Source organism: Pedobacter sp. Bi27 (assembly GCF_918698255.1).
Taxonomy (GTDB): domain Bacteria; phylum Bacteroidota; class Bacteroidia; order Sphingobacteriales; family Sphingobacteriaceae; genus Pedobacter.
The window spans coordinates 393,443-418,247 of record NZ_CAKKMW010000002.1 but is presented as its reverse complement, the minus strand read 5'-3'; the positions used below and the strand labels follow the sequence as shown (position 1 = coordinate 418,247).

General features: G+C 38.2%; 27 protein-coding genes. 22 read left to right on the top strand and 5 right to left on the bottom strand.

Translation table 11 applies throughout. From position 1 onward, the window contains the following. Nucleotides 1–16 precede the first annotated feature (16 nt). Entirely contained in the window at nt 17–319 is a 303-nt protein-coding gene (locus tag LQ227_RS07165; protein WP_230142276.1) for a hypothetical protein, read from the top strand. A gap of 75 nt (nt 320–394) precedes the next feature. Beyond that, nucleotides 395–808, top strand: a complete 414-nt coding sequence (locus LQ227_RS07160) for a tail fiber domain-containing protein (protein WP_230142274.1) — start codon at nt 395–397, stop codon at nt 806–808. 188 nt (nt 809–996) lie between these two features. Here LQ227_RS07160 and thrC read toward each other — a convergent pair whose 3' ends face one another. From thrC to LQ227_RS07135, 5 genes are all read right to left on the bottom strand, one after another. After that, entirely contained in the window at nt 997–2,304 is a 1,308-nt protein-coding gene (thrC, locus tag LQ227_RS07155; protein ID WP_230148873.1) for a threonine synthase, read from the bottom strand. An 84-nt stretch (nt 2,305–2,388) separates the two neighbouring features. Continuing rightward, the gene (locus tag LQ227_RS07150) at nt 2,389–3,324 is read right to left on the bottom strand and encodes a homoserine kinase (RefSeq protein ID WP_230148870.1); all 936 of its coding nucleotides are present in this window, start codon (nt 3,322–3,324) and stop codon (nt 2,389–2,391) included. Nucleotides 3,325–3,339: 15 nt separating this feature from the next. Continuing rightward, nucleotides 3,340–3,798 (bottom strand): DinB family protein, encoded by a 459-nt coding sequence (locus LQ227_RS07145; protein ID WP_230148868.1) that lies wholly within the window; start codon nt 3,796–3,798, stop codon nt 3,340–3,342. Between the two features lie 4 nt (nt 3,799–3,802). Beyond that, nucleotides 3,803–6,256 carry a bifunctional aspartate kinase/homoserine dehydrogenase I gene (gene thrA / locus LQ227_RS07140; protein ID WP_230148866.1) on the bottom strand — a complete coding sequence of 818 codons (2,454 nt, stop codon included), beginning with the start codon at nt 6,254–6,256 and terminating at the stop codon, nt 3,803–3,805. A gap of 937 nt (nt 6,257–7,193) precedes the next feature. Continuing rightward, on the bottom strand, nt 7,194–7,685 hold the full coding sequence (locus LQ227_RS07135; protein WP_230146637.1) for a hypothetical protein: 492 nt from the start codon (nt 7,683–7,685) through the stop codon (nt 7,194–7,196). A gap of 297 nt (nt 7,686–7,982) precedes the next feature. Here LQ227_RS07135 and pckA point away from each other — a divergent pair, with 297 nt between their 5' ends. The 20 genes from pckA (at nt 7,983) to nuoK (ending at nt 24,801) form a co-directional block, all read left to right on the top strand. Then, entirely contained in the window at nt 7,983–9,578 is a 1,596-nt protein-coding gene (gene pckA, locus LQ227_RS07130) for a phosphoenolpyruvate carboxykinase (ATP) (protein ID WP_230148864.1), read from the top strand. A gap of 298 nt (nt 9,579–9,876) precedes the next feature. Next, nucleotides 9,877–10,707 (top strand): MotA/TolQ/ExbB proton channel family protein, encoded by an 831-nt coding sequence (locus LQ227_RS07125; protein WP_057931433.1) that lies wholly within the window; start codon nt 9,877–9,879, stop codon nt 10,705–10,707. A 78-nt stretch (nt 10,708–10,785) separates the two neighbouring features. Then, nucleotides 10,786–11,400, top strand: coding sequence for a biopolymer transporter ExbD (locus tag LQ227_RS07120; RefSeq protein WP_230148862.1), 615 nt, complete (start codon nt 10,786–10,788; stop codon nt 11,398–11,400). 3 nt (nt 11,401–11,403) lie between these two features. Beyond that, complete coding sequence (locus LQ227_RS07115) at nt 11,404–11,910, top strand: biopolymer transporter ExbD (protein WP_138819651.1); 507 nt, start codon at nt 11,404–11,406, stop codon at nt 11,908–11,910. Nucleotides 11,911–11,928: 18 nt separating this feature from the next. Continuing rightward, nucleotides 11,929–12,747, top strand: a complete 819-nt coding sequence (locus LQ227_RS07110; RefSeq protein ID WP_215129967.1) for an energy transducer TonB — start codon at nt 11,929–11,931, stop codon at nt 12,745–12,747. A gap of 6 nt (nt 12,748–12,753) precedes the next feature. After that, complete coding sequence (locus LQ227_RS07105) at nt 12,754–12,981, top strand: hypothetical protein (protein WP_029274767.1); 228 nt, start codon at nt 12,754–12,756, stop codon at nt 12,979–12,981. Between the two features lie 8 nt (nt 12,982–12,989). Continuing rightward, nucleotides 12,990–13,895 carry a PstS family phosphate ABC transporter substrate-binding protein gene (locus LQ227_RS07100; RefSeq protein WP_230148860.1) on the top strand — a complete coding sequence of 302 codons (906 nt, stop codon included), beginning with the start codon at nt 12,990–12,992 and terminating at the stop codon, nt 13,893–13,895. A 79-nt stretch (nt 13,896–13,974) separates the two neighbouring features. Continuing rightward, the gene (locus LQ227_RS07095; protein ID WP_230148858.1) at nt 13,975–15,690 is read left to right on the top strand and encodes a tetratricopeptide repeat protein; all 1,716 of its coding nucleotides are present in this window, start codon (nt 13,975–13,977) and stop codon (nt 15,688–15,690) included. An 82-nt stretch (nt 15,691–15,772) separates the two neighbouring features. Next, nucleotides 15,773–16,144, top strand: coding sequence for an NADH-quinone oxidoreductase subunit A (locus tag LQ227_RS07090; RefSeq protein ID WP_029274758.1), 372 nt, complete (start codon nt 15,773–15,775; stop codon nt 16,142–16,144). A 228-nt stretch (nt 16,145–16,372) separates the two neighbouring features. Further along, complete coding sequence (locus tag LQ227_RS07085) at nt 16,373–16,915, top strand: NADH-quinone oxidoreductase subunit B (protein WP_029274757.1); 543 nt, start codon at nt 16,373–16,375, stop codon at nt 16,913–16,915. Next, nucleotides 16,915–17,415 (top strand): NADH-quinone oxidoreductase subunit C, encoded by a 501-nt coding sequence (locus LQ227_RS07080; protein WP_230148856.1) that lies wholly within the window; start codon nt 16,915–16,917, stop codon nt 17,413–17,415. The genes LQ227_RS07085 and LQ227_RS07080 overlap by 1 nt, the downstream gene beginning before the upstream one ends. Before the next feature lie 3 nt (nt 17,416–17,418). Next, nucleotides 17,419–18,633 carry an NADH-quinone oxidoreductase subunit D gene (locus tag LQ227_RS07075; protein WP_230142247.1) on the top strand — a complete coding sequence of 405 codons (1,215 nt, stop codon included), beginning with the start codon at nt 17,419–17,421 and terminating at the stop codon, nt 18,631–18,633. Next, the gene (gene nuoE, locus LQ227_RS07070; protein ID WP_057931424.1) at nt 18,626–19,141 is read left to right on the top strand and encodes an NAD(P)H-dependent oxidoreductase subunit E; all 516 of its coding nucleotides are present in this window, start codon (nt 18,626–18,628) and stop codon (nt 19,139–19,141) included. The genes LQ227_RS07075 and nuoE overlap by 8 nt, the downstream gene beginning before the upstream one ends. A gap of 75 nt (nt 19,142–19,216) precedes the next feature. Then, entirely contained in the window at nt 19,217–20,584 is a 1,368-nt protein-coding gene (gene nuoF, locus LQ227_RS07065) for an NADH-quinone oxidoreductase subunit NuoF (RefSeq protein ID WP_057931423.1), read from the top strand. Nucleotides 20,585–20,671: 87 nt separating this feature from the next. Continuing rightward, nucleotides 20,672–21,211 (top strand): ORF6N domain-containing protein, encoded by a 540-nt coding sequence (locus LQ227_RS07060; protein WP_230148854.1) that lies wholly within the window; start codon nt 20,672–20,674, stop codon nt 21,209–21,211. 75 nt (nt 21,212–21,286) lie between these two features. Further along, nucleotides 21,287–22,297 (top strand): 2Fe-2S iron-sulfur cluster-binding protein, encoded by a 1,011-nt coding sequence (locus tag LQ227_RS07055; protein ID WP_029274750.1) that lies wholly within the window; start codon nt 21,287–21,289, stop codon nt 22,295–22,297. Beyond that, nucleotides 22,297–23,334, top strand: coding sequence for an NADH-quinone oxidoreductase subunit NuoH (nuoH, locus tag LQ227_RS07050; protein WP_029274749.1), 1,038 nt, complete (start codon nt 22,297–22,299; stop codon nt 23,332–23,334). Before LQ227_RS07055 ends, nuoH begins: the two co-directional genes overlap by 1 nt. A gap of 2 nt (nt 23,335–23,336) precedes the next feature. Further along, entirely contained in the window at nt 23,337–23,840 is a 504-nt protein-coding gene (locus LQ227_RS07045; RefSeq protein WP_025146332.1) for an NADH-quinone oxidoreductase subunit I, read from the top strand. Between the two features lie 128 nt (nt 23,841–23,968). After that, nucleotides 23,969–24,472, top strand: coding sequence for an NADH-quinone oxidoreductase subunit J (locus LQ227_RS07040; RefSeq protein WP_029274747.1), 504 nt, complete (start codon nt 23,969–23,971; stop codon nt 24,470–24,472). Next, the gene (nuoK, locus tag LQ227_RS07035; RefSeq protein WP_029274746.1) at nt 24,472–24,801 is read left to right on the top strand and encodes an NADH-quinone oxidoreductase subunit NuoK; all 330 of its coding nucleotides are present in this window, start codon (nt 24,472–24,474) and stop codon (nt 24,799–24,801) included. Before LQ227_RS07040 ends, nuoK begins: the two co-directional genes overlap by 1 nt. Nucleotides 24,802–24,805 lie beyond the last annotated feature (4 nt).

Genomic DNA, 24,805 nt, shown 5'->3' with positions numbered 1-24,805 from the left:
GTTTATCTTTGTACCGATGAAATTAGATGGCCTTAAATATGTACTTATTGCCTGCATTGCGATAGCTTTTTTCTTAAAAGTAAGTCATGCGGTTTCGTATTTAAGCTATTCTACCAATAATGTTGAAGTTTTATCTACAAACGATGACGCAACAGAGAAAGAAGAAAAGAAAGTAGAAACCGAATATGCGGTGCAACAGATCGCATTTCATGGAGCGTTATATTTTCCACTTCAAACTTCAAAAAAGTTGGTTATTCCTGATTATTCTCTTCAATTGGCCTACTTCCCTGAAGTTTTAACCCCACCACCCTCCATATAAACTTATTTTTGTGTTTATTTTTTCTGCAGATCCTGTAGAACAAACAGTCTATTTTAAAATTTCAAAATAATACATATGAAACGAGCAATTTCATTTGCAGTGTTATTAATCGCTGCTTCTTTAAAAATCAGTGCACAAGAAGTTGTGCAAAATAATGTTAAGCCGGTAGAAAATGCCCTTATTCAGGTAACTAAGCTACAACCGGTAAGTTTTAATTATGATAAAACCTGGGCAGAAAAACTAAAGCTATCCGCCAAACCGCAGTATGGTTTTGTAGGTACTGAAGCTAAAACAGCTGTTCCTGAAATTGTTTCAGTACAGGCAAAAAGTTATGCATCAGGTAAAAACGCATTTAGAAATGCTACTATTACCAAGGTAGATTACGAAAGTTTAGTCCCGCTTTTGGTTGCCAGTATAAAGGAGCAACAGCAACAGATTGAAGCCCTGCAACGCGAGCTGAAAACGCTAAAATCGCAAAGCACTAAGTAAAAATGAATCCCGATGAAAGTCGGGATTTTTATTCTCTGTTTTTTTAAGTTGGTCCGGTATTTACTGTTCGAAGTACTTAAAAAGGAATGCACAGAGAAGTATGAAATAGGGAACATTGTTTTATAGATTCGTCATTCCCGCCTGTGCGGGAATGACGAACTTTCGAAATAGAAGTATATTTTTACTTACTATCCTTTAAGCAAATAACTTTTAAACCCTTCAAAATCCACACTTAACTGATCAGCATGTTTTGGTTTACTTTCTAAAGCTTTTACCTGTTCAGGGATTTCGATTTTAGCCGCAATATCTGCAGGGAAAATATCAGGGAACTTACAAGCATGTGCTGTAGATAAGAAAACTGCGGCACTTTCGTCTGCAGGATTTTCGTTCCTGTATTTTTCAACTGCTAAATAGGCAATCGCAGTATGCGGACAAGCTACATAGTTTAACTTGCTGTCAATTTCTTTGATCCCTTTCAATGTTTCATCATCAGTAAAACGATAAGAGGTAACCACCTTTTTGATGGCTTCTACATCCTGATTAAACAGATCCATAATGCGTACCCAATTGCTTGGTGCACCTACATCCATCGCGTTCGAGTAGGTTTGTGTAGATGGTTTCGTTTCATATACGCCACTGTCTAAAAAGCGTGGAACGGTATCGTTAACATTAGTAGCAGCGATAAACTGTTTAACAGGTAATCCTAATTTATAGGCCAGTAAACCTGCACCAATATTTCCGAAATTTCCACTTGGTACTGAAAACACCACGTCTTTAAAACCTTGCTTTTTCAGTTGGGCGTAAGTATTGAAATAATAAAATGTTTGCGGAATTAATCGCGAAATATTAATCGAATTGGCAGAAGTCAATCTGAATTTTGCATTCAACTCATCATCCGCAAAAGCTTGTTTAACCAAAGTTTGGCAGTCATCAAAAGTACCTTTGACTTCAACGGCTCTGATGTTTTCGCCGTTGGTGGTTAACTGCAGTTCCTGTATCGGGCTCACTTTTCCCTCTGGATATAGAATAGTTACTCTGGTGTTCGGCACCCCCAAGAAACCCAAAGCCACTGCGCCACCGGTATCGCCAGAAGTGGCAACCAGAACATCTAAAAGTTGTTCGCCGTCTTTTAAGAAATAAGCCATCACACGACTCATAAAACGAGCGCCGAAATCTTTAAAGGCCAAAGACGGACCACGGAACAATTCGAGCACAAAGGTTTTGTCATCTAATTTAACAGCCGGAGCTTCAAAATTAATAGCATCATCAATTAAAGCTTTTAAATCATCTGAAGGGATCTCTTCTTTTAATAAAGTTGAGGCTACCTTGTAAGCAATTTCAGGCAGAGAATATTTTTCTATATTCTGGATGAATTCGGGGTCAAGCTGTGGAATTTCAACAGGCATATATAAGCCTTTATCCTGCGGCATGCTGTTAAAAACTGCTTCTTTGAAAGAAACACGTAGATCTTTATTGTTGGTTGAGTATAGTTTCATTTTAAGGTTTAGGGTTTAGGGTGTAGGGTTTAGGGTTATGGCGCAGAGTACAATCCTACGCCTTAAGCCTTCTACCTTCCAGCCTTAAGAAATTACTCTCGGTCCTTCAGCGTTAACCGGAGATACGAAAGCTTTGCTGTTAATATTTATTTTATGTAAATGTTGCTGTTGCGATTTTGTTATTTTTCTGGCTGTTTCTTCATCTTGGGTTAATGCGAAAACAGATGGGCCTGAACCTGAAATTCCGAAGCCGATTGCGCCGTTCTCCATCGCCAGTTTTCTCATTTCTTCAAAACCAGGTATTAAGATCGAACGTGTTGGTTCTACCAGAACATCTTTCATGCTTCTTCCGATTAAATCAAAATCATTCATGAACAATCCACTCACCAAACCTGCAACATTTCCCCACTGGGTAACCGCATCTTTTAATGCTACTTTACTACGGATCATTTGGCGTGCATCTTTGGTCGGCACATCCACTTCTGGATAAACAATTGCCGCATACGTGCCAGCAGGCGTAGGTAAAGAAATCACATCAAGCGGTTCGTAACTTCTCACCAGTACAAAACCACCCAACAATGCAGGGGCAACGTTATCGGCATGGCCATAACCACAGGCAAGTTCTTCGCCTTTCATGGCAAAAGGAACCAGCTCTTTGGTGCTCAATAAATCGCCCATTAATTTGTTAATGGCAAACAAACCAGCTACTGTACTGGCCGAGCTTGAGCCCAATCCACTACCAATAGGCATTTTCTTGTGCAGTTCAATTTCTACACCAACATCCAAACGGTTTATATGCTTTAAATAATGTTGAACACTGGCACTTACGGTATTTTTTGCTGCATCTAAAGGCAAACGGCCATCATCGCCAGTAATTCTTTTGATCACCACACCAGGTGTATCGGTAAATCGCATTTCAACTTCATCACCAGGTTCGTTTACAGCGAAACCCAGTACATCGAAACCACAAACTACGTTTGCAACGGTTGCCGGAGCGAAAACTTTTATACTATTTTTCATTATTAATTGGCTTAGCTATTTGTTAAGCGTTATTTGGTTTAAATGATATTTCAAATGCACTAAGTAATCATCGATAAAAAAAGAAAGGGTGTGCATTTCTATTTTCCCTTTTCCTGTGTCGCAGGTATTTTGAAGCTTTTCCTCTGGAATATTTTCAATTACCCGGCTAATCTGATGGTTTAATAACTTCCAGAGCATTATAACTTCCGCAATAGCTGCCTCCTGGTAGTTTTGGTAGTTTACCCATTCATCCTGATGATAAATAATTTTAACCCCTTGTTCGTATTGTCCAACAACCAAACGACGGATGTTGTTAACTGCACTATCTACCAAATGACCCAACAGTTCTTTCTTAGACCATTTTAAAGGCTGCAGTTTATTATTCCAGGCCTCATCCGAAATATTTTCGAAATCGGTCATCGCCTGATTAACCAGCTGAAGGATCTCGTTTTTTTTGTCTAAAACCGAATTCATCTTGCTACTTATTTAAAGTACCTACGTTAATGATATCCGCAAAAACTCCGGCGGCGGTAACTTCTGCACCTGCGCCTGGGCCTTTTACCACTAACGGGCGGGTTTTGTATCGGTCTGTAGTAAACGAAATAATGTTGTCGCTACCTGATAACATATAAAAAGGATGACTGTCGTCAACCATTTGCAGGCTGATTTCTACATTTCCATTTTCAAGCTTGCCGATGTAACGCAAAACTTTTCCATCGTTGGCTGCGGTATTCTTTAAATTTTCGAAGTATGCTGCATTTGCCTGTAATTCAGCATAGAAATCTTCAACTGATGTGGCATTTAAGCAGGCTTCTGGCAAAATATTGTCGATTTTTACATCACTGGCTTCTAACGGATAACCAGCATCACGGGCAAGGATCAGCATTTTACGCATAAAATCTTTTCCATTTAAGTCGTCGCGGGGATCTGGTTCAGTATAACCCAGTTCTTGCGCTTCCTTCACAGTTTCGTAAAAACCGGCATCACCTTTAAAATTATTGAAGATGTAAGAAATGGTTCCTGATAAAATCGCTTCAATCCGCGCTACCTTATCACCACTCATCATCAGCTCGCGCAGTGTACGGATGATTGGCAGGCCTGCGCCAACATTGGTTTCATAATAAAAATCTACACCAAATTTGCGGGCGGTATCTTTAAATGATTTATACTGGGCAAAATCTGCCGAGTTTCCTTTTTTATTGCACGTTACTACCGAAATGCTGCTTTCGAAGATGCCCTGATAAAATTCTATTGGTGATTCTGCAGCCGTGTTGTCTACAAAAACGCAGTTTGGTAAGTTTAGGGCTTTCATTTTGGCAACAAAACCCGCTAAATCTGCCTGTTCACCATTTGTATTCAATTCTGCTTCCCAATTTTCTAACGAAAGGCCATCAGGGCTGAAAATCATTTTTCGTGTATTGCTGATGCCCGTTACCTTAACCTGTAGGTCGTTATTCGCCGCTAAGAAAGGCATCTGTTCTTTCAGTTGGTTAAACAAGGTTTTGCCAATGTTTCCGGTGCCCAGGCAGAAAACGTTTAATGTTCTTTTCAGGTCGGTAAAGAAAGCGTCGTGCACTGCATTTACTGCTTTCGATAAATCGTCTTTGCTGATGATTACCGAAATGTTATATTCTGAAGATCCCTGAGCAATAGCCCTTACATTGATACCGTTGCGGCCCAAAGCGCTGAACAAACGTCCGCTCATACCTGGTGTACGTTTCATGTTTTCGCCAACAATGGCCAAAACTGAAAGGTTATTTTCAACTTCCGGAAGTTCTAGTTTTTTAGCGTCTAACTCCAGTTCGAACTCTTTTTTGATTAGAGAAATGGCCTGTGAAGCATCTGTTGGTTTAACAGCGAAAGTAATGCTATGTTCTGATGAAGACTGGGTAATCAATACTACATTGATCTGTTCGCGCGAAAGTAGTGAAAATAATCTTCCGCTAAAGCCTGCCTTACCTACCATACCACTACCCGTTAGGTTAATAATGCTGATATGATCGATAGAGGAAATTCCTTTTATGGGTAAACTCGATGCTTTAACGTCGCTTTTGATATAAGTTCCTCCGAAATCAGGTTCGAAAGTGTTTTTGATCACAATCGGGATTTTCTTCATAAAGGCAGGGATCATGGTTGGCGGATAGATCACTTTCGCCCCAAAATAGCTTAGTTCCATGGCTTCGGTGTAGCTTAATTCCGGTAACGAGAAAGCCTTTTTCACAATGCGTGGATCGGCTGTCATCATGCCGTTTACATCCGTCCATATCTCTATTTCTTCGGCATTTAAGGCCGCACCCCATACCGCTGCGGTATAATCAGAGCCACCACGGCCTAAAGTTGTTACCCTGCCTGCTGCATTGCTCGCTATAAACCCAGTAACAAAAAGTACTTTGTCTTTATTTTCCTGGTAAAAATTGTTGATCAGCATTTCAGTCAATTCGGTATCTACTTTCGCCTGACCGAAGTTGCTGTCGGTTTTAATCAGGTCGGAACCGTTAACATAAAGCGCATCGCCAAAATTTTGAGAAGCGATATGGCTGATCATAAAGGTAGAACAGCGTTCGCCATAACTCAAAATCTGATCTTTGGTCTGCAAACTCAGTTCGCGCAGATTGGCCACAGCCTGTAACAGGTCTTCCAATTCGTTAAAAAAGATCTTTAAACGTGTAAACACAGGGTTTTGTGCAGCCGCAGGCAAAAGCGAGCGGATTACAGCAAAGTGTTTTGCTTCGATTTCTTTTAAATGAGCGTCGTAATCTTCTCCACGCTCGGCCATTTCGGCCATATCGGTAAGCAAATTGGTTACACCACTCATTGCCGATAATACAACTACCGGGCTGTTCTTCTGTTTTTCTTCGCCAACCAGGCGTAAGAGGGTTTTAATGTTCTCGGCCGAACCTACGGATGTGCCGCCGAATTTAAGTACTTTCATTAGTCTATATTGGTTTTAACTGTTTGATGCTGTGCGGATAATTCATGGTTGCTCGTACAGGTTTCATTCAGCTTGGGTTTAAAAAAAAAACGTCCCGATTTTTATCGGGACGCTTTCTGTGTTTTATGTTTTTTCAATTTACAACAAATTAGCCCCGCTGGTTTATACCGGTGGTAATAATAATCGTTGTAATAATCGAAGTGTTAAAATTCATCTTGTCTTTGTGTACTTTGTACACCGTAAAGTAGGAGATTATTTTTTTAAAATGCAAATGTTTTTTGATTTTTATTTCGAAATTTCTATTAAAACGTTTAAGTAGATGAAATAGCTGTATTTTTTGAACCCGAAACCAAATCATTCCCTTTTTGAGGGCTGCTTGCAGGGTGGGGTTGTTGGTAAGCAGTTTTAAATATTAGAAAAGGTGCTGTCGTAAATCTTCGGGTACGGCAGCCCTGCTAACCGCTATAGTCCTGATGGTAGTGCTGTTTTGTTGTTGGTGAGGTCGGGAGCTGCCGCTTTTATCAGGTTTAGTTAAATTTGGGTTGTGGTACTATTTAAGTTGGTTACCTTTCCGGCGTCTAATTCCCCTCCTCTTGAGGGGCGCCCGCCAGGCGAAGTGGTAAATGAAATAATTAATTCAAAAAAATATATGCTCCATGAATGCAAAAAGCAATACTACCCAAAATAATCACTGGTAAATATTTCTTAAGAAAGAATAATAGAAATGCTATAATGTTAGCAAAAACCAAAACAGAACTGATGTATATATACGGTTTTGCGGAGTCATAAATAATACTGCTAGGGATAAAATCGCTAACCAACTGCATTCTGACCTGTATTATTGGAACTATATTCCAGATTAATAACCATAATAATATTGTTAACGAGACAATGGATAAGCTTTTTAAGCTATTGTTGCCTGTCATTTTTTTAATATTCAATATTTGCCTCCAATGGGATGATCTGAAAAATCAAGCTCAATTCCGTTTTTATTAACAATAATTAATTTCTTGTCTTCTTCCGAATAATTTTCTGGAGTTAGCATAACTTCTTTGCCTAAGCAGGCAGAAACATCTTTTAAATAATCTACTAACCTGTTATGGTCTTCTATCGAATTAATTTCCGTAGGGGTAATATCATTTTCAATTTCATCGCCACCAAAGAAATAGCATTTAACTAGAATATCTCCTAAATATATAGTAACATTATTAAGTACGTCGGTTTTTCCATTCCAATAATCAAATACAATGCTTTTATTAATATGGCCTTCAATTTCACCCGAGAATGCATTATAAAATTTCACTTTATATCTGGTATTGATGAGGTCTATCCATTTTTCCCAATCTTCCATGCTTGTATCTTTAACATAGATATCCCTTAAGGAGCCGTCAATATAATATATCTTTTTTCTAAGTATTTCCCAGTTCATTATTGATCATGTTACTGCATAAAAGTATGATCTTTAATTCATTTCCAAATAGTATGTAAGATTTATAAGCGCTTAAAGCCTTATCAATTAAAAGTTTAAACCAGCTAAAACCATTTAACAGATTTTACTTAGTGTAATTTTTTAATTTTTTTTACCTTGTAAAAATGAGTGTAAATATCTGTAAATAAAATGTTTACATAATAGTGTATTTGCTACAATATGTAAAAAATTACGCTTCAAAACTAGTTTTTGTGGAAGATAAGTATTTACCTTTGCTGTACTAACTAACTTATTGTTATGAGCAAAAAGAAACTGCAAACGCCAGATTTAAGCTATTTAAATCTAGGTGGAAACATTGCTGTAAAGTACCAATTATCTCCAACGGAATTAATTGATGATGCCTTATTAAATAAAGAAGGTACGCTGGCTGCTTCAGGAGCGCTGGCGGTTGATACCGGAAAGTTTACCGGACGTTCTCCTAAAGACCGTTTTATTGTATGCGACGAGGTAACCGAAGATCAGGTTTGGTGGGGCGATGTAAACATTAAAATTTCTCCGGAGAAATTCGATCAGCTGTTTTATAAGCTAACAAATTACCTTGAAGATAAGAAAATCTATGTCCGCGATTCTTCAGCCTGTGCCAATCCGGATTACGATATATCCATTCGGGTAATTACAGAAACTGCTTATCAGAATCTTTTTGCTCATCATTTGTTTATCCGCCCTGAAGAAGATCGTTTGGGGGCCACGCCAGAGTGGACCATCATTGCTGCACCAGGTTTCTTGGCCGAGCCGGCTATTGACGGAACCAGACAGGAAAACTTCTCCATCATCAATTTTACCAGGAAAATGATTTTGATTGGGGGAACTGGCTATACCGGCGAAATTAAAAAAGGAATTTTTTCTGTTTTAAACTTTATCCTGCCAGTATATAAGAATACGCTATCCATGCACTGTTCGGCCAATGTGGGTAAAAATGGTGATACTGCTATATTCTTCGGCTTGTCAGGAACGGGAAAAACCACCTTATCTGCCGATCCCGAAAGAGGATTGATCGGTGATGATGAACATGGCTGGGGTAAAGATTCTGTATTTAATTTCGAAGGCGGTTGCTATGCAAAATGCGTAGACTTAACAGAAGAGAAAGAGCCTCAGATCTTTAAGGCAATCAAATTTGGCTCCTTGCTGGAGAATATTAATTTTTTTCCAGGTACGAAGGAAGTTGATTATAGCAATATCAGTAAAACGGAGAATACCCGCGTGGCTTATCCTATAGATTATATTGACAATGCGATTTTACCATCAATCGCGGCTGTTCCGAAAAATATCTTTTTCTTAACTGCAGATGCGTTTGGCGTATTGCCTCCAATTTCAAAATTGAATGTAGAACAGGCGATGTTCCACTTTATGAGCGGATATACAGCCAAGGTTGCAGGAACAGAAACAGGGGTAACTGAACCTCAGTTAACGTTTTCGGCTTGCTTTGGTAAAGCCTTCCTGCCATTGCACCCATCTAAGTATGCCGCACTATTGGGCGAGAAGATGGAAAAACACCAGGTAAACGTATGGTTAGTAAATACGGGTTGGAGCGGTGGAGCTTACGGCGTAGGTAAAAGGATGAAATTAAGTTATACCAGAGCGATGATTACGGCAGCTTTAAATGGAGACTTGGATCATAATAAATATAAGCAACATCATGTATTTAAATTGATGATGCCAATAAATTGTCCTGGCGTACCAGACGAAATTTTAGACCCCTCTAAAACATGGAGCAATCAGGAAGAATACTTTTTGAAAGCCTACGAACTGTCGGATGCCTTTACAGAGAATTTCAAGCAGTTCGAACTGACAAAAGTACCAAAAAGCAGACACGAAGCGTTAAAATTATGTTAAATGCACTTTAAAATGCATTTTTTGAGCGAAAAATTTGCAATTCGATTTTTTTTTAGTTTTTATTGTGAAAGAATTGCCTCGGCTGGGGCAATTTTTTTGTTATACACCCTAGGTGATTTACCGAAACTAAATTCTAAGTAACGATTTAATTGCTTATTGATTTATTAATTTGTAATTTAAAATCAATTTATAAATTTGTTTTTCGCAACAATTTCGGATATGAAACGTTGAGTGTAGTACAAAAGAAAAAAACAGCTAAAAATTAAAAACAAGAACTAAAACTAAAATTTCAAAAAAAATGGCAAACGCACCAAAACCAACAACTGTTAAAAAAGAGAGCTCTTCTAGTGCTTCAAATGTATTTGCAACATTCGTTATTCCAATTTGTATTATCATTGGATTCTGTGTTTGGAGATTCGTATTCGGAGAAGGAAGTAACTTTATCGATGGTGACAGAGAAAAATTACCATTACCTGGTAACTATCTTGGAACAGCTTACAAAGGAGGTCCTATCGTAGCGATCTTAGTTGGATTACTATTAGTAGTAATTGTATTCTCTATCGAACGTTTCATCGTTATTGGTAAAGCAAGTGGAAAATCTAGCTTAGACACTTTCATTCGCAAAGTACAGGGTTTATTAAGCGCAGGCAACATCGAAGCAGCAAAAGCTGAGTGTGATAAACAAGAAGGTTCAGTTGCTAACGTAATTAAATCTGGCTTGAAAAAATACAGTGAAGTTGAAGCAGATACCAATATGGATGTTGAGCAATCAATCGTTGCAATCCAAAAAGAGGTTGAAGAAGCTACAGCTTTAGAAATGCCAATGTTAGAGCAAAACTTAACTGTAATTGCAACTTTGGTCTCAATTGGTACATTAGTAGGTTTATTGGGTACAGTAACAGGTATGATCCGTGCATTCGCCGGTTTAGCAAACTCTGGTGCACCAGATCAGTCAGCATTAGCGGTAGGTATCTCTGAGGCATTGATCAACACTGCAACAGGTATCTTGGTTTCTACTGTGGCAATTATCATGTATAACGTATTAACTTCTAAAATCGACAAGTTAACTTACGCTATCGATGAGGCTGGTTTCAGCATCGTTCAAACATACGCTAGTTCGCATAAATAAGAATTTTGAAAAAATTTTTACCGGCTTTATGGAAAACCGGAAAAAAGATCATCATTATTAAAACTAGTAAAAAATATTATGCCTAGAATTAAAGTTAAAAGAACAAGTACAGTAACCGATATGACCGCCATGTGTGATGTGGCGTCATTGTTACTTACTTTCTTCATCTTAACTGCTACAGCGAGGCAACCAGAACCACTAGCCGTTTCTACACCTTCATCTACATATGAGTTTAAGGTGCCGGTAGAAAACAATGCGATATTAACCATCGGGCAGGGTAAAGTTTTCTTCGAAGTAGCAGGTACAAAAGTGAGAGCGAAAACATTAGAACTAATGGGCGAACAGTATAAAATATCGTTCACTCCGTTAGAAATACAACGTTTCTCCAATATCGGGAGTTTCGGTGTGCCGATCCAGAGTTTAAAATCTCTTATTGCCTTGAACGGTGCTGACCGTATGAAACCAGGGGTACAACCTGGCATACCTTCAGATTCGACTGACAATCAGTTAAATGCATGGGTATTAAATGCCCGTAAAGCAACTAAAGAGATTAATAATCAGGATATGCGTATCAGTATTAAAGGTGATGCAAAAGAAGAATATCCGGTAGTTAAAAAGATTATTGATGTACTTCAGAAACAAAGTGTAAACAAGTTTTTATTGGTTACCAACTCTGAAGCTAAAAAGAAATAAGAAATGGCAGAATTAAACACAGGCGGGAAGAAAGCCACCCCAAGGGTTGATATGACTCCGATGGTGGATCTAATGTTTCTTTTGGTAACATTCTTTATCTTAACAACAGTAATCTCTACGCCTCAAGCGATGGATATTGCAAAGCCAGATAAAAACGAAAAGTTACCTGAGAACAGATTGGAGCTGAAAGCAAGTAAAACAATGACTATTTTGTTGGGTAAAAGCAATAAGGTAGCATGGTACATGGGAGTAGCTGGCGAAAGCGCACCAACTATAGAATCTGGTTCACAAATCGAAGATGCTATTGTTAAAAATAGAAAAGCAGCTGATGCCTCAGGCGTTGCTGGAGACTTTGTTGTACTGGTAAAACCAACATCAGGTTCTACATTCCAAAACTTTGTAGACATCATGGATGAGTTGGAAATTCTTAAAGTTAAGGTTCGTCAGATCGACGATGATAACATCCTTGATAATGAGAAGCAGTTCATGAAAGAAAAAGGAATTTTATAATCAGTAAAACCAATAGTTATGTCGAAGTTAGATATATTCAGAAAAGAATGGCTTGAAGTGGTTTTTGCGGATAAAAACAAAACCTACGGTGCGTATCAATTGCGTAAAAGCAATGGTGCCAACACCTCAAAAGCATTAATTATCGGCTCTATTATATTTATTGTGTTATTTTTCTCTCCTAAAATCTATAGCCTGATTAAAGGCTCAATGGATCATGAAGATGAGCAATTAAAAGCACAAGAAGTAATTTTAGCGCCACCACCACCAGTAGATCCTAAAACACCGCCACCACCACCGGTAGAGCCACCTCCACCAAAAGTTGACCAGGTGAAAATGCCACCTCCAATTGTAAAACCAGATATCGAGGTTCGTGATGAACCACCTACGGTTGAAAAGTTGAAGGAAGCTGATCCAGGTCAGAGAGATATCAAAGGTGATCCAACAGCTGATATTGTTATCGCTGAACCAGTAGGTGAAGGACCAAAAAGAGAAGCTGCTGTTGCGGTTGATGATAATAAAGTTTACGACTTTGTTAGTATCGAGAAACAACCAGAATTCCCAGGAGGTATCTCTAAGTTTTATGGATACTTAAGTAAAGCAATAAAGTACCCGCCGATGGCACAAGAAAACAACGTTCAAGGTAAAGTATTTTTATCTTTCGTTGTTGAAAAAGATGGTAAATTAACTGATATCACTGTTACCCGTGGTTTGGGTAGCGGAACTGATGAAGAAGCCATCCGTGTATTGAAAGCTAGTCCACGTTGGAACCCTGGTATCCAAAATGGTAAGCCGGTAAGGGTAAAATACAACATCAACGTTAACTTTACATTGAACTAATAGTAGATGTTAAATTTTGATATTTTTAAGCAAAAATCGCCTAAACAGCGGTTTTTGCTCATTTTAGGCCTTGTCATGTTCGTTTTCTATGTGGTATTGGGCTTCGCATTTATATTTTACGAACCAATTGCCCTGCGCTTAAGCACTATTCCACAATGGGGCCGCATCGCAATCGGTATCTTCCTAATTATTTATGCATTTGTAAGACTTTTAAGCCTTGGAAGGCGCGATTAATCATTTCAATGAAAAATTTCCTTTTAATATTTTGTGTACTAGCTTTACTTGTATCCTGCAAACGTAAGAATAAAGCCAATGCAGTTAAAGAAACCAGAACAAGCGGTACCCTAAAAATATTGGTTGATGAAAGTGTTGGACCGATTGTTCAGGATCAGATCGATATTTTTAGTTTGGATTATCCGGATGCAAAATTTCAGACAATGGTAAAACCTGAAGAAAAATTATTGCCTGCCTTTCTTAATGATAGTATAAGGGTAATTGTTTTGCCAAGGTTATTAACCAAAGCAGAAGAAAAGTATTATAACCAGCGTAATATTAAAATCAACTCTTCGCGTTTTGCCATTGATGGTATTGCTTTAATTACCAATCAGGGCAATATCGATAGTACAATTAACGTTAAAGAGGTGATTGATATATTACAGGGGAAGAAATCAGATAAAAAATTGGTCTTTGATAACGCTTATTCAAGTACCTTTCAATATTTTAAAGAGTTGGCCCATATCAGCCAATTTCCAGCCACGGGTGTTTACTCCAAAAATTCTAGCAAAGAAGTAATTAAACTTATTGCAGAAGATAAAGATTTTATTGGTATTTTGGGCGTGAATTGGATCACTGACAAGGATACAGAGATGAGCGAATACCTTTCTCGGATAAAAGTGCTGGGCGTAAAGAATGTAAAAGGCAAGGTAGGAGACGATCAGTTCTATAAACCAACTCAAGATAACTTGATCAACGGTGTTTATCCTTTCTTAAGAAATATAAATATTATAGATTGCGAGGGAAGAGATGGTTTAGGCACAGGATTTGCAACATGGTTAAGAAGTCAGAGGGGACAATTGATTGTACTTAAATCTGGACTTGGCCCGCATAAATTAATGCCAAGACAAATTAACCTGACAAAAGGGAATTAAATTAAAAATTATAAATTGAACCACGAAGTAAATCTAAAGAGACACTTCATTTTTATTAAATAAAAAAACAGAATATCCGATGAAAATTTTAAAGAAAGCAATAACCTTAAATGTAGGTTTGGTGTTGATGGGTTCTGCAGTTTTTGCTCAAGATTTAAATGACGCGAAAAAAGCCATCGACGCGGAGCAGTATCAGAAAGCGTCATCAATGCTTAAATCGTTGGTGAGCTCAAAAGCATCAGATGGTAATAACTATTACAATCTTGGTTTGGTTTACTTAAAAACCGGTTATATCGACTCTGCTAGAGCCGTATTTACCAAAGGTATTACCGCTGATCCAAAAAACAACTTAAACTTAATCGGTTTAGGTGAAGCAGATATGTTATCTAATAACCCAAGTTCTGCTAAAACTAATTTCGACAAGGCAGTAGCTTTGGCGCCGAAAGATTACAAAACTTATTTGTATATCGGTAAAGCCTATTTAGCACAGGATAAACCAAGTGATGATGTATCTAAACCTGATTTTACCAACGCTTTAGCAAACATTACCAAAGCAGATGAGTTAGATTCTAAAGATAAGGATGCAGAAGTTTTCTTGGCACAAGGCGATGCTTACGCTTTACAGAAGAAAAATTCAGAGGCATTAGGCCCTTATATGCGTGTTGGTGATGTAGATCCAAACAACAGAAGAGCCAAAACACAGATTGGTAAAATGTACAAAGAGTCTAGGGCTTTTCCAGAAGGTGAAAAAGAATTACAAGATGTAATTGCTGCTGATGCAAACTATGGCCCCGCTTACCGCGAGTTAGGTGAGTTATATTTACAGTGGAGTAGCTTTGGTACAGATAAAGAAAAAGCAAAAAAAGCGATTGAGAACTACAAAAAATACATGGATTTAACGGATAAATCTTTAGAATCTCAATTGCGTTATGCTCAATTCTTATTCTATGCAAAAGATTTTCCTACCTTGGAGCAGGTAGCAACAACTATACAGGCCCCTGCTAATGATCCTAAAAGTGCAATTGTATCCAGGATGAAAGGTTGGGCAGCTTATGAGAATAAAAACTATCCTGCTGCGCTTACGAGCATGAATGATTTTTTCTCTAAAGAGAAAGATCCAAATAAAATTCTTGCTTTCGATTATTTATATTTAGGTAAAGCTCAATTAAAAGCTGGTCAAGATAGTTTAGCATTAATTAATATTACTAAAGCTGTAGAAAAGGATTCGACAAATGCTGATGCATTGGCTGAAGTGGCTAAAAGTTTCTACGATGCAAAAAAATATGCTAAATCGGCTGAGATTTATGAGAAAGCTATAAAAGCTAACCCTAACGGAAAAGGAGCATTATATAACTATTACTATAATGCAATGGCGAATTATTTTGATTACGCAGGCAAATTAACTGCAAAACAAAATCCTTCAAAAGATATCTTAGTAAGGGCTGACTCATCAATTGCTAAAGTGACACAACTTGCTCCTGAAACTTATGATGCATATTTAACAAGAGCTCGTATTAACAGTTTACTGGATGATGAAAAAGAACCTAAAGGTTTGATGCTTCCTTTTTATGAGGAGTATATCAAAAAGATAACTGAAAAACCAGAATTGGCTACAGCAAATGCTAAAAAACTTTCTGAAGCTTATGATACTATTGGTGGTTATTATTACTACAAAGACAAAGAAAAAGCTAAAGAATATTTTAACAAAAGTGTAGCTGTTTATCCTACCGGAACTTTTGCTGCAGCTAAACTAAAAGAATTAGCGGCTCCAGCTCCAAAAGGTAAAGGCAAATAATTCGAAAGTTAAATAATTTAGAAAAGGCAGAGTTTGGTTACTCTGCCTTTTTCTTTTACTTTTGCAACATAAAATAAATAATATGCAAGCGCAGAGTTCGGCTATAGATTTTTTACCAATTATATTTCAAGTAATTGTTGCTTTAGGTTTTGTGGTAACCACATTGGTTGCTACCCACTTTTTAGGGCCAAAACGCAAAACAAGTGATAAATTAGAAACTTTTGAGGCCGGTATTAAATCAGTAGGTAATGCACGTCAGCCTTTCTCTATCAAATATTTCGTAGTAGCCATCTTATTTGTACTGTTCGATGTAGAGGTTATCTTTATGTATCCCTGGGCAGTTAATTTCCGTACATTACGGATGGATGGAATGATTGAAATGTTCATTTTCATGGGTACATTATTGTTAGGTTTCATCTACGTAATCAAGAAAAAAGTTTTAGACTGGAACTAGTGTATTGACAGTTCTCAGCTCACAATCGGCAGTTAATAGTTCTCGGTTTAAGAACTGTAAGCAGAAAATTGCCAACTGCAAACCGAATGTGTATCACTTACACTAACTTATAGCTGTTTTAGTTATTTAGAAAGGTTCTAAATCGAGTAAAGCTAGTTTGTTTGCCTTTAAAATATTGTAAATTTGTTGCTCATTCTGCAAAGGGATGAGCATTTTTTGTTTATAAACATGAGTGAAATTAATATAGTTGATGCGCCTCCAGGAATAGAAGGATCTGGCTTTTTCGCCACTTCTTTTGATAAAGTGATTGGTTTGGCCCGCTCAAATTCATTATGGCCTTTACCTTTCGCAACTTCTTGTTGTGGAATCGAGTTTATGGCAACCATGGGTTCTCACTACGATCTTGGTCGTTTCGGTGCCGAACGTTTAAGTTTTTCTCCCCGTCAGGCTGATGTTTTAATGGTTATGGGAACTATCGCTAAAAAGATGGCCCCGGTATTAAAACAGGTTTATATCCAAATGGCAGAGCCACGTTGGGTAATGGCTGTTGGTGCCTGTGCAAGTAGTGGTGGTATTTTCGATACTTATTCCGTATTGCAAGGTATTGATGAGGTTATTCCGGTGGATGTTTACGTTCCGGGTTGTCCGCCAAGACCTGAAGCCATTTTAGATGGTTTTCAACGTATTCAGGATTTAGTGAAAAACGAGTCGGGCAGAAGAAGAAATTCTGATTATTACAAAGAACTTTTAGGTCAATACGGCATTAAATAATGGAAGAAACGACAATAAATAACGATATCACCGTTAAGCTGACTGAAAAGTTTGGCGAAAAAGTTACCGCCGTTTCTGAGCCTTATGGTTTACTAACCTTTGTAACTTATAAAGATGTGATCATCAATGTGCTTTCACATCTTAAAGAAGAATTAAAATTCAATTTCCTTACTGACATTACTGCAGTTCATTATCCTGGTAAAGATCATGGTATTGCAGTGGTTTACCATTTGCACAACATGGTCGAGAAAGTTAGGATAAGGATTAAGGTTTTCATTTCAGAACAAAATCCAACTATCCTTACAGCAACAACTGTTTGGAAAGGTGCCAACTGGATGGAACGCGAAACTTACGATCTATTCGGGGTTAAATTTGAAGGCCACCCTGATTTACGCCGTATTTTAAATATGGATGATTTAGGTGTTCACCCAATGTTGAAACAATATCCATTGGAAGATCCGAACAGAGTAGATAAAAAAGACGAATTTTTTGGAAGGTAAACTATGAATCATAACCATCCGGTATTTACAGATAACGACCCGCAAAGTGAGCTGGTAACCTTAAACTTAGGCCCAACGCACCCTGCAACCCACGGCGTTTTTCAAAACGTTTTGCAATTAGATGGCGAACGTATTGTAAGCGGCGTTTCTACCATTGGGTATATCCACCGTGCTTTCGAAAAGATTGCCGAGCATCGCCCATTTTATCAAATTACACCACTTACCGACCGTTTAAACTATTGCTCGTCGCCTATTAACAATATGGGATGGCACATGACGGTTGAGAAGTTGTTAAATATTCAGATGCCGAAACGTGTAGATTATCTTCGAGTAATCATTATGGAACTTTCGCGTATTTCCGATCACATTATCTGTAACACGATTATTGGCCAGGATACAGGAGCGACCACCACTTTCTTATACCTATTTCAGTTCCGTGAGCATATTTACGAGATCTTCGAAGAAGTTTGTGGTGCACGTTTAACCACAAATATTGGCCGTATTGGTGGGTTTGAAAGGGATTTCAATGATATCGCCTTTGCTAAAATCGATAAGTTTTTAAAAGAATTCCCTAAAGCGTTAAAAGAGTTCGAAAATCTGTTAACACGTAACCGTATTTTTATTGATAGAACGGCTGGTGTTGCAGAAGTAACTAAAGAAGCTGCTTTAGAATATAGCTGGACTGGACCGCTTTTGCGTGCTACCGGTGTAGATTACGATGTGCGTGTAAGCGATCCATATTCTTCATATCAGGATTTCGACTTTGAAGTTCCGGTAGGTACAAGTGGCGATATTTACGACAGGTATTTAGTGCGTAATGAAGAGATGTGGCAAAGTGTCCGCATTATCGAACAGGCGCTTGTGAAGTTAAAAACAGAGCCAAAAGGTATTTTTCATGCCGATGTTCCTGAATTTTACCTCCCTCCAAAACAAGAAGTTTACAACAATATGGAAGCATTGATTTATCACTTCAAAATTGTGATGGGTGAAATTGATGCGCCAAAAGCAGAAGTTTATCACGCTGTGGAAGGCGGAAATGGCGAGTTAGGATTCTATCTGATTAATGATGGAGGCCGTACACCGTACCGTTTACACTTCCGCAGACCAAGTTTTGTAAACTACCAGATGTTTGCACCAATGAGCGAGGGCATGTTATTGTCTGATGCCATTATCAACATGAGTAGTATGAATATTATTGCAGGAGAATTAGATGCTTAAAGTAGAAGAACAAACACCTGTAGTGTTTTCATCAGAATTGCTGGCCAAATTTGATGATGTAAAAAGCCGTTATCCTGAAGGTAAGCACAAATCAGCTTTGTTGCCATTATTGCACTTGGTACAGGCCGAATACCTTTGGGTAAGTACACCAGCGATGGATAAAGTAGCTGAATATTTAAATATTCAGCCAATTGAAGTATATGAGGTGGCAACATTTTATACCATGTACTTTTTAAAACCACAAGGTAAGTATGCTTTAGAGGTTTGCCGTACCGGCCCTTGTTGCCTGGTTGGTGCCGAAAAAATATTAAGCCACTTGGAAAACAAGTTAGGTGTTAAAGAAGGTGAAGTTACTGCCGATGGTTTATTCAGCTTTAGAGGAGTTGAATGTTTAGCCGCCTGTGGTTTCGGTCCGGTATTGCAAATTAGCCCGGAATATACTTTCTACGAAAACCTTACCGAAGCAAGTGTAGATAAATTGATTGAAGATTTGAAAAATAAGTCCTAAGTCGAAAGTCTTAAGTCGAGAGTCGTTTTGACTCATGACTATGGACTATGGACTACAGACGCTAGACTAATTAAAATGTCTCGAAAACTGTTACTTGAGCATATAAACGTACCGGGCATCAATACACTTGAAGTCTATCGCCAAAAAGGCGGGTACCGTGCTGTGGAAAAAGCCCTTAAAACTTTAACACCTGAAGAGATTGTTGAAGAAGTTAAGAAATCGGGCTTACGCGGTCGCGGAGGCGCGGGTTTCCCTACAGGGATGAAATGGAGCTTTTTGGCTAAACCAGAGGGTGTTGCACGTTATTTGGTGTGTAATGCTGATGAATCAGAGCCGGGAACTTTTAAAGACCGTTATTTGATGACTTATATTCCCCATGCATTAATTGAGGGAATGATTGTATCGAGTTTCGCATTGGGTGCCAAGGTTTCTTATATCTATGTACGTGGCGAGATGATGCCTCAGATCCGCATTTTAGAAAAAGCAATTGCGGAAGCTAAAGCTGCAGGATGGTTGGGTAAAAACATTTTAGGAACAGGTTACGATTTAGAATTATATGTTCAGCCGGGCGGTGGCGCTTACATTTGTGGTGAAGAAACTGCTTTGTTAGAATCGCTTGAAGGTAAAAGGGGTAATCCACGGATTAAACCACCATTCCCGGCAATTGCAGGGTTATATGGTTGCCCTACAGTGGTTAACAATGTTGAATCTATTGCTGCAGTGGTACCGATTATCAACGATGGGGGTGATGAATATGCGAAGATTGGTATCGGTAGAAGTACAGGTACAAAATTGATATCTGCGTCAGGTAATTTAGTAAAACCAGGTGTTTACGAAATCGAATTGGGTTTGCCAGTAGAAGAATTTATTTATTCTGACGAGTATTGTGGCGGTATTGCCAATGGTAAACGTTTAAAGGCAACGGTTGCAGGCGGATCATCGGTGCCTATTTTACCTGCTAATTTAACCCTGAAATACGCTAACGGCGAACCTCGTTTAATGAGTTACGAATCGTTATCAGAAGGTGGGTTTGCTACAGGAACCATGATGGGTTCAGGTGGTTTTATCGCTTTTGATGAAGATCAGTGCATTGTTAGAAATACCTGGAATTTTGCCCGTTTTTATCACCACGAAAGCTGTGGACAGTGTTCACCTTGCCGCGAAGGTACGGGATGGATGGAAAAAGTGTTACACAAAATCGAGCACGGCCATGGTAAAATGGAAGATGTTGATTTATTGTGGGACATTCAACGTAAAATTGAAGGGAATACAATCTGTCCGCTGGGTGATGCAGCGGCTTGGCCTGTAGCCAGCGCAATCCGTCACTTTAGAGATGAATTTGAATGGCACATTAAAGAACCTGTTAAGAGTCAGAGCCAAAATTATGGTATTGCAAATTATGCAACACCGATTGAAAAAGCTCCGGTAACGGAAGAGAAATAAATATTTAGTATTACGGTTTGTGATACTAAAATCCTAAGGTCGCATTTTGCGACCTTAGGAAAAGAACTTAACACAATGAATATGTAAATGAAAGAAGAAATATCACCCGTAATCATCCCCAACGAAGTAATAGTTAATAAAATATATCTTTTTAGAGGAGTGAAGGTGATGTTAGATTCTGATTTGGCAGCGCTCTTTGGCGTTGATACTAAAAGATTAAAAGAACAAGTTAGAAGAAATATAGAGCGTTTTCCAGAGCACTTTATGTTTGAACTGACGAAAGAAGAAAATGAAGTTCTAAGGTCGCAATTTGTGACCTTAGAACAAGGAAAATATTCAAAGTATCTTCCGTTTGCATTTAGCGAACATGGTATTTTACAACTATCAAACGTTTTAAAAAGTAAACAGGCGGTAGAAGTAAGTATTAAAATTATTGATGTGTTTGTACAGCTTAGAACGATGGTTTTAAGTAATACAGAAATAAGACTAGAAGTAGAAAAGATTAAAAAGAAAGTAGATAATCAGGATAAAAATATTGAAGTCATATTCAGGTATTTTGATGAGCTACTGGAACAGAAAGAAAAGCCAAGAAAAGAAATTGGTTATAAAATCTCGAAAGAGAAATAATAAATTGTAAAAAAGATTGCTTCGTACCTCGCAATGACGGTAGAAGTATAAAAAATAAAAAGAATATCATTAACCATGAGTGAAAAAGTTAAGGTTACGATAGATGGGATAACAGTAGAGGTGGATAACGGAACAACCATTCTGAATGCTGCAAGGCAGATAGGAGGGGATATTGTTCCGCCAGCAATGTGCTATTATTCTAAATTACAAGGCAGTGGCGGTAAATGCCGTACCTGTATTGTAAAAGTGACTAAAGGTTCGGAGAAAGATCCTCGCCCAATGCCTAAATTGGTGGCTTCTTGCCGCACAACCGTAATGGATGGGATGGAAGTGCTTAACATTACTTCACCAGAAGTTTTGGAAGCACGTGCAGGTGTTGTAGAGATCTTATTGATTAATCACCCCTTAGATTGCCCTGTTTGCGATCAGGCAGGGGAATGTGATCTTCAGAACTTAGGTTATGAACACGGTTTGCAAAAAACACGTTATGAGTTTGAACGCCGTACTTTTGAGCGTATTGATATAGGTGATAAAATCCAGTTGCACATGAATCGTTGTATTTTGTGCTACCGTTGTGTTTTCACGGCTGATCAGATTACAAACAAACGTGTTCATGGTATCTTGAACCGTGGCGACCACTCCGAAATTTCTACTTACATCACCCAGGCTGTTGATAACGATTTCTCTGGAAACGTAATCGATGTTTGCCCAGTAGGTGCTTTAACAGATAAAACTTTCCGTTTCAAAAACCGTGTTTGGTTTACCAAACCAGTTGATGCACACCGCGATTGCGATCACGAAAAATGCAACGGTAAAGTAACACTTTGGTATAAAGGAGCAGATGTTTTACGTGTTACTGCACGTAAAGATCAGTTTGGAGAAGTAGAAGAATTTATTTGCAATACTTGCCGCTTTGATAAAAAAGCAACTGCTGATTGGGTAATTGAACATCCAACACACATTGATGATACTTCGGTAATTGCATCTAATCACTACGAAACATTAAAACCTTTGCATGTTATTCAGCCAAATGAGGCATTACAAGCTGCAAATGAAATTGAATTACATAAAACAGTTAAATACTAATGGATAGCGCTTTTGTTATAGAAAAATTTATCCTGGTAGCTGTAATTTTCGGCATCAGTTTAGTTATTGCCATGTATTCTACTTATGCAGAACGTAAAGTTGCCGCATATTTACAAGATCGTTTAGGCCCTGATAGAGCTGGCCCCTTTGGTATTTTACAACCATTGGCCGATGGATTAAAAATGTTTATGAAAGAGGAAATTATTCCTACCTCATCAAACAGATTTTTATTTATCGCTGGCCCGGGTTTGGCATTGCTTTGTGCCTGTATAGGTACGGCGGTTATCCCGTGGGGCAGTCCTGTTTTAATTGCAGGCAAAACTATTCCTTTACAGGTTTCGGATATCAATGTTGGAGTTCTATATATTTTTGGAGTCGTTTCTCTGGGTGTTTATGGCGTAATGATTGGGGGATGGGCCTCAAACAACAAATACTCTTTGTTAAGTGCGATCCGTGCAGCTTCGCAGAACATCAGTTATGAAATTGCAATGGGATTATCGATCATCGCTTTGCTTTTAATGACGAATACCTTAAGCTTAAAAGAAATTGTTGATCAGCAACATGGCTGGAGATGGAATGTTTTATATCAGCCACTTGGATTCCTAATCTTTATGGTCTGTTCATTTGCCGAAACCAACCGTGCGCCATTCGATTTACCTGAATGCGAAACGGAATTAATCGGTGGTTACCATACCGAATATTCTTCAATGAAATTAGGTTTTTACCTATTTGCTGAATATATCAATATGTTCGTATCATCAGCAGTAATGGCGGCTTTATATTGGGGTGGTTATAATTACCCTGGCATGGATTCGATGGCGGTGTGGTTAGGCCCAACCTGGGCACCACTTTTTGGTACAGCAGTTTTCTTCGGCAAAATATGTGCTTTCATCTTTTTCTTCATGTGGGTACGTTGGACAATCCCTCGTTTCCGTTACGATCAATTGATGAATTTAGGTTGGAAAGGTTTAATACCTTTGGCTATTGCCAATATTATAATAACAGGTGTTGTGATTGCGATTATTGAGAAGTTTTAATTATGGAATCATTAAGTAATAAGAAAAAAGTACTGGAACAAAAGCCATTGAGCTTTATGGAGCGGATGTACCTGCCGGCAATTGCTAAAGGTATGGGCATTACCATCAGTCACTTATTTAAAAAAGAGGCTACTATAAGATATCCTGAAGTAGAGCGCGAATTCTCCACCAACTTTAGAGGGATGCACTCGCTAAAACGCGATGAGAATGGTAAAGAACGTTGTACCGCATGTGGTTTATGCGCTTTATCTTGTCCTGCTGAAGCCATTACCATGATTGCCGCTGAACGCAAACCTGAGGAGAAAGATTTATACCGCGAAGAAAAATATGCAGCAACTTACGAAATCAATATGTTGCGTTGCATTTTCTGTGGATTATGTGAAGAAGCTTGTCCAAAAGAGGCAATTTACTTAGATGGACCGATTGTACCTGCTGATTATTTACGTAAGGATTTCATTTACGGAAAAGATAAGTTGGTAGAGGCTCCATTGGAAATGAAAAAATAAAATTATGGTTCGTGAAGACACGAACTATGGTAAATAATCTTAAGCCCTGGTTCGTGTCTTCACGAAACGAAATATAAATAATGGTTTGTGGAGACACAAACCATGGAACATAAATAAACAATTAATTAATGAGTACACAAGTATTCTATTTCGTAGCCACATTAAGTATCATCTTTTCGCTGATGGTGATTTTTGCAAAAAATCCGATCCACAGTGTATTGTACTTAATCCTTACCTTTTTTACCTTCACTGTACACTATGTGCTATTAAACGCACAGTTTTTAGCGGTGGTAAACTTTATCGTTTACATGGGGGCCATAATGGTATTGTTTCTTTTTGTACTGATGCTACTTAACCTGAACAAAGAAACTGAACCGAGTAAATCGCCACTGATCAAAATCGTAGGTGTAATTGCTGGCGGTTGTTTGGTTGTAACCTTAATCGGTTCTTTAAAATCAGCAAGTATTACCAGTCCATTGATTTTGAAAAATCCAGGATTAGGGTTGGTAGAAAATCTAGGTAAGGAGCTTTTTGGCCCATTCTTATTGCCTTTCGAATTGTCATCTCTGTTACTATTGGCAGCAATGGTTGGAGCCGTTTTATTATCTAAAAGAGATGAGGTAGAAGCATAATGGAAAATTTATTCACACAAGCAGCAGGCGTTCCGCTAAACCACTACATCTATTTAAGTGCCATTATTTTTTCTATTGGCGTAATAGGCGTACTTACCCGCAGAAATGCCATTGTAATTTTTATGTCGGTTGAGCTGATGCTAAATGCGGTTAATTTACTTTTAACAGCATTCTCGGTTCATAACAATGACCCATCAGGGCAGGTTTTCGTATTCTTCATTATGGCTTTGGCAGCTGCAGAGGTTGCAGTAGGCCTGGCAATTATCGTAATGGTTTACAGAAATACGAAATCAGTAGATATTAATGTTTTAAATCGCCTTAAGTGGTAAATAT

Excerpts from the sequence above, each read along its gene's own strand:
- LQ227_RS07165 (WP_230142276.1), top strand. The coding sequence starts at position 17 with ATGAAATTAGATGGCCTTAAATATGTACTTATTGCCTGCATTGCGATA.
- LQ227_RS07160 (WP_230142274.1), top strand. The coding sequence starts at position 395 with ATGAAACGAGCAATTTCATTTGCAGTGTTATTAATCGCTGCTTCTTTA.
- thrC (WP_230148873.1), bottom strand. The coding sequence starts at position 2,304 with ATGAAACTATACTCAACCAACAATAAAGATCTACGTGTTTCTTTCAAA.
- LQ227_RS07150 (WP_230148870.1), bottom strand. The coding sequence starts at position 3,324 with ATGAAAAATAGTATAAAAGTTTTCGCTCCGGCAACCGTTGCAAACGTA.
- LQ227_RS07145 (WP_230148868.1), bottom strand. The coding sequence starts at position 3,798 with ATGAATTCGGTTTTAGACAAAAAAAACGAGATCCTTCAGCTGGTTAAT.
- thrA (WP_230148866.1), bottom strand. The coding sequence starts at position 6,256 with ATGAAAGTACTTAAATTCGGCGGCACATCCGTAGGTTCGGCCGAGAAC.
- LQ227_RS07135 (WP_230146637.1), bottom strand. The coding sequence starts at position 7,685 with ATGAACTGGGAAATACTTAGAAAAAAGATATATTATATTGACGGCTCC.
- pckA (WP_230148864.1), top strand. The coding sequence starts at position 7,983 with ATGAGCAAAAAGAAACTGCAAACGCCAGATTTAAGCTATTTAAATCTA.
- LQ227_RS07125 (WP_057931433.1), top strand. The coding sequence starts at position 9,877 with ATGGCAAACGCACCAAAACCAACAACTGTTAAAAAAGAGAGCTCTTCT.
- LQ227_RS07120 (WP_230148862.1), top strand. The coding sequence starts at position 10,786 with ATGCCTAGAATTAAAGTTAAAAGAACAAGTACAGTAACCGATATGACC.
- LQ227_RS07115 (WP_138819651.1), top strand. The coding sequence starts at position 11,404 with ATGGCAGAATTAAACACAGGCGGGAAGAAAGCCACCCCAAGGGTTGAT.
- LQ227_RS07110 (WP_215129967.1), top strand. The coding sequence starts at position 11,929 with ATGTCGAAGTTAGATATATTCAGAAAAGAATGGCTTGAAGTGGTTTTT.
- LQ227_RS07105 (WP_029274767.1), top strand. The coding sequence starts at position 12,754 with ATGTTAAATTTTGATATTTTTAAGCAAAAATCGCCTAAACAGCGGTTT.
- LQ227_RS07100 (WP_230148860.1), top strand. The coding sequence starts at position 12,990 with ATGAAAAATTTCCTTTTAATATTTTGTGTACTAGCTTTACTTGTATCC.
- LQ227_RS07095 (WP_230148858.1), top strand. The coding sequence starts at position 13,975 with ATGAAAATTTTAAAGAAAGCAATAACCTTAAATGTAGGTTTGGTGTTG.
- LQ227_RS07090 (WP_029274758.1), top strand. The coding sequence starts at position 15,773 with ATGCAAGCGCAGAGTTCGGCTATAGATTTTTTACCAATTATATTTCAA.
- LQ227_RS07085 (WP_029274757.1), top strand. The coding sequence starts at position 16,373 with ATGAGTGAAATTAATATAGTTGATGCGCCTCCAGGAATAGAAGGATCT.
- LQ227_RS07080 (WP_230148856.1), top strand. The coding sequence starts at position 16,915 with ATGGAAGAAACGACAATAAATAACGATATCACCGTTAAGCTGACTGAA.
- LQ227_RS07075 (WP_230142247.1), top strand. The coding sequence starts at position 17,419 with ATGAATCATAACCATCCGGTATTTACAGATAACGACCCGCAAAGTGAG.
- nuoE (WP_057931424.1), top strand. The coding sequence starts at position 18,626 with ATGCTTAAAGTAGAAGAACAAACACCTGTAGTGTTTTCATCAGAATTG.
- nuoF (WP_057931423.1), top strand. The coding sequence starts at position 19,217 with ATGTCTCGAAAACTGTTACTTGAGCATATAAACGTACCGGGCATCAAT.
- LQ227_RS07060 (WP_230148854.1), top strand. The coding sequence starts at position 20,672 with ATGAAAGAAGAAATATCACCCGTAATCATCCCCAACGAAGTAATAGTT.
- LQ227_RS07055 (WP_029274750.1), top strand. The coding sequence starts at position 21,287 with ATGAGTGAAAAAGTTAAGGTTACGATAGATGGGATAACAGTAGAGGTG.
- nuoH (WP_029274749.1), top strand. The coding sequence starts at position 22,297 with ATGGATAGCGCTTTTGTTATAGAAAAATTTATCCTGGTAGCTGTAATT.
- LQ227_RS07045 (WP_025146332.1), top strand. The coding sequence starts at position 23,337 with ATGGAATCATTAAGTAATAAGAAAAAAGTACTGGAACAAAAGCCATTG.
- LQ227_RS07040 (WP_029274747.1), top strand. The coding sequence starts at position 23,969 with ATGAGTACACAAGTATTCTATTTCGTAGCCACATTAAGTATCATCTTT.
- nuoK (WP_029274746.1), top strand. The coding sequence starts at position 24,472 with ATGGAAAATTTATTCACACAAGCAGCAGGCGTTCCGCTAAACCACTAC.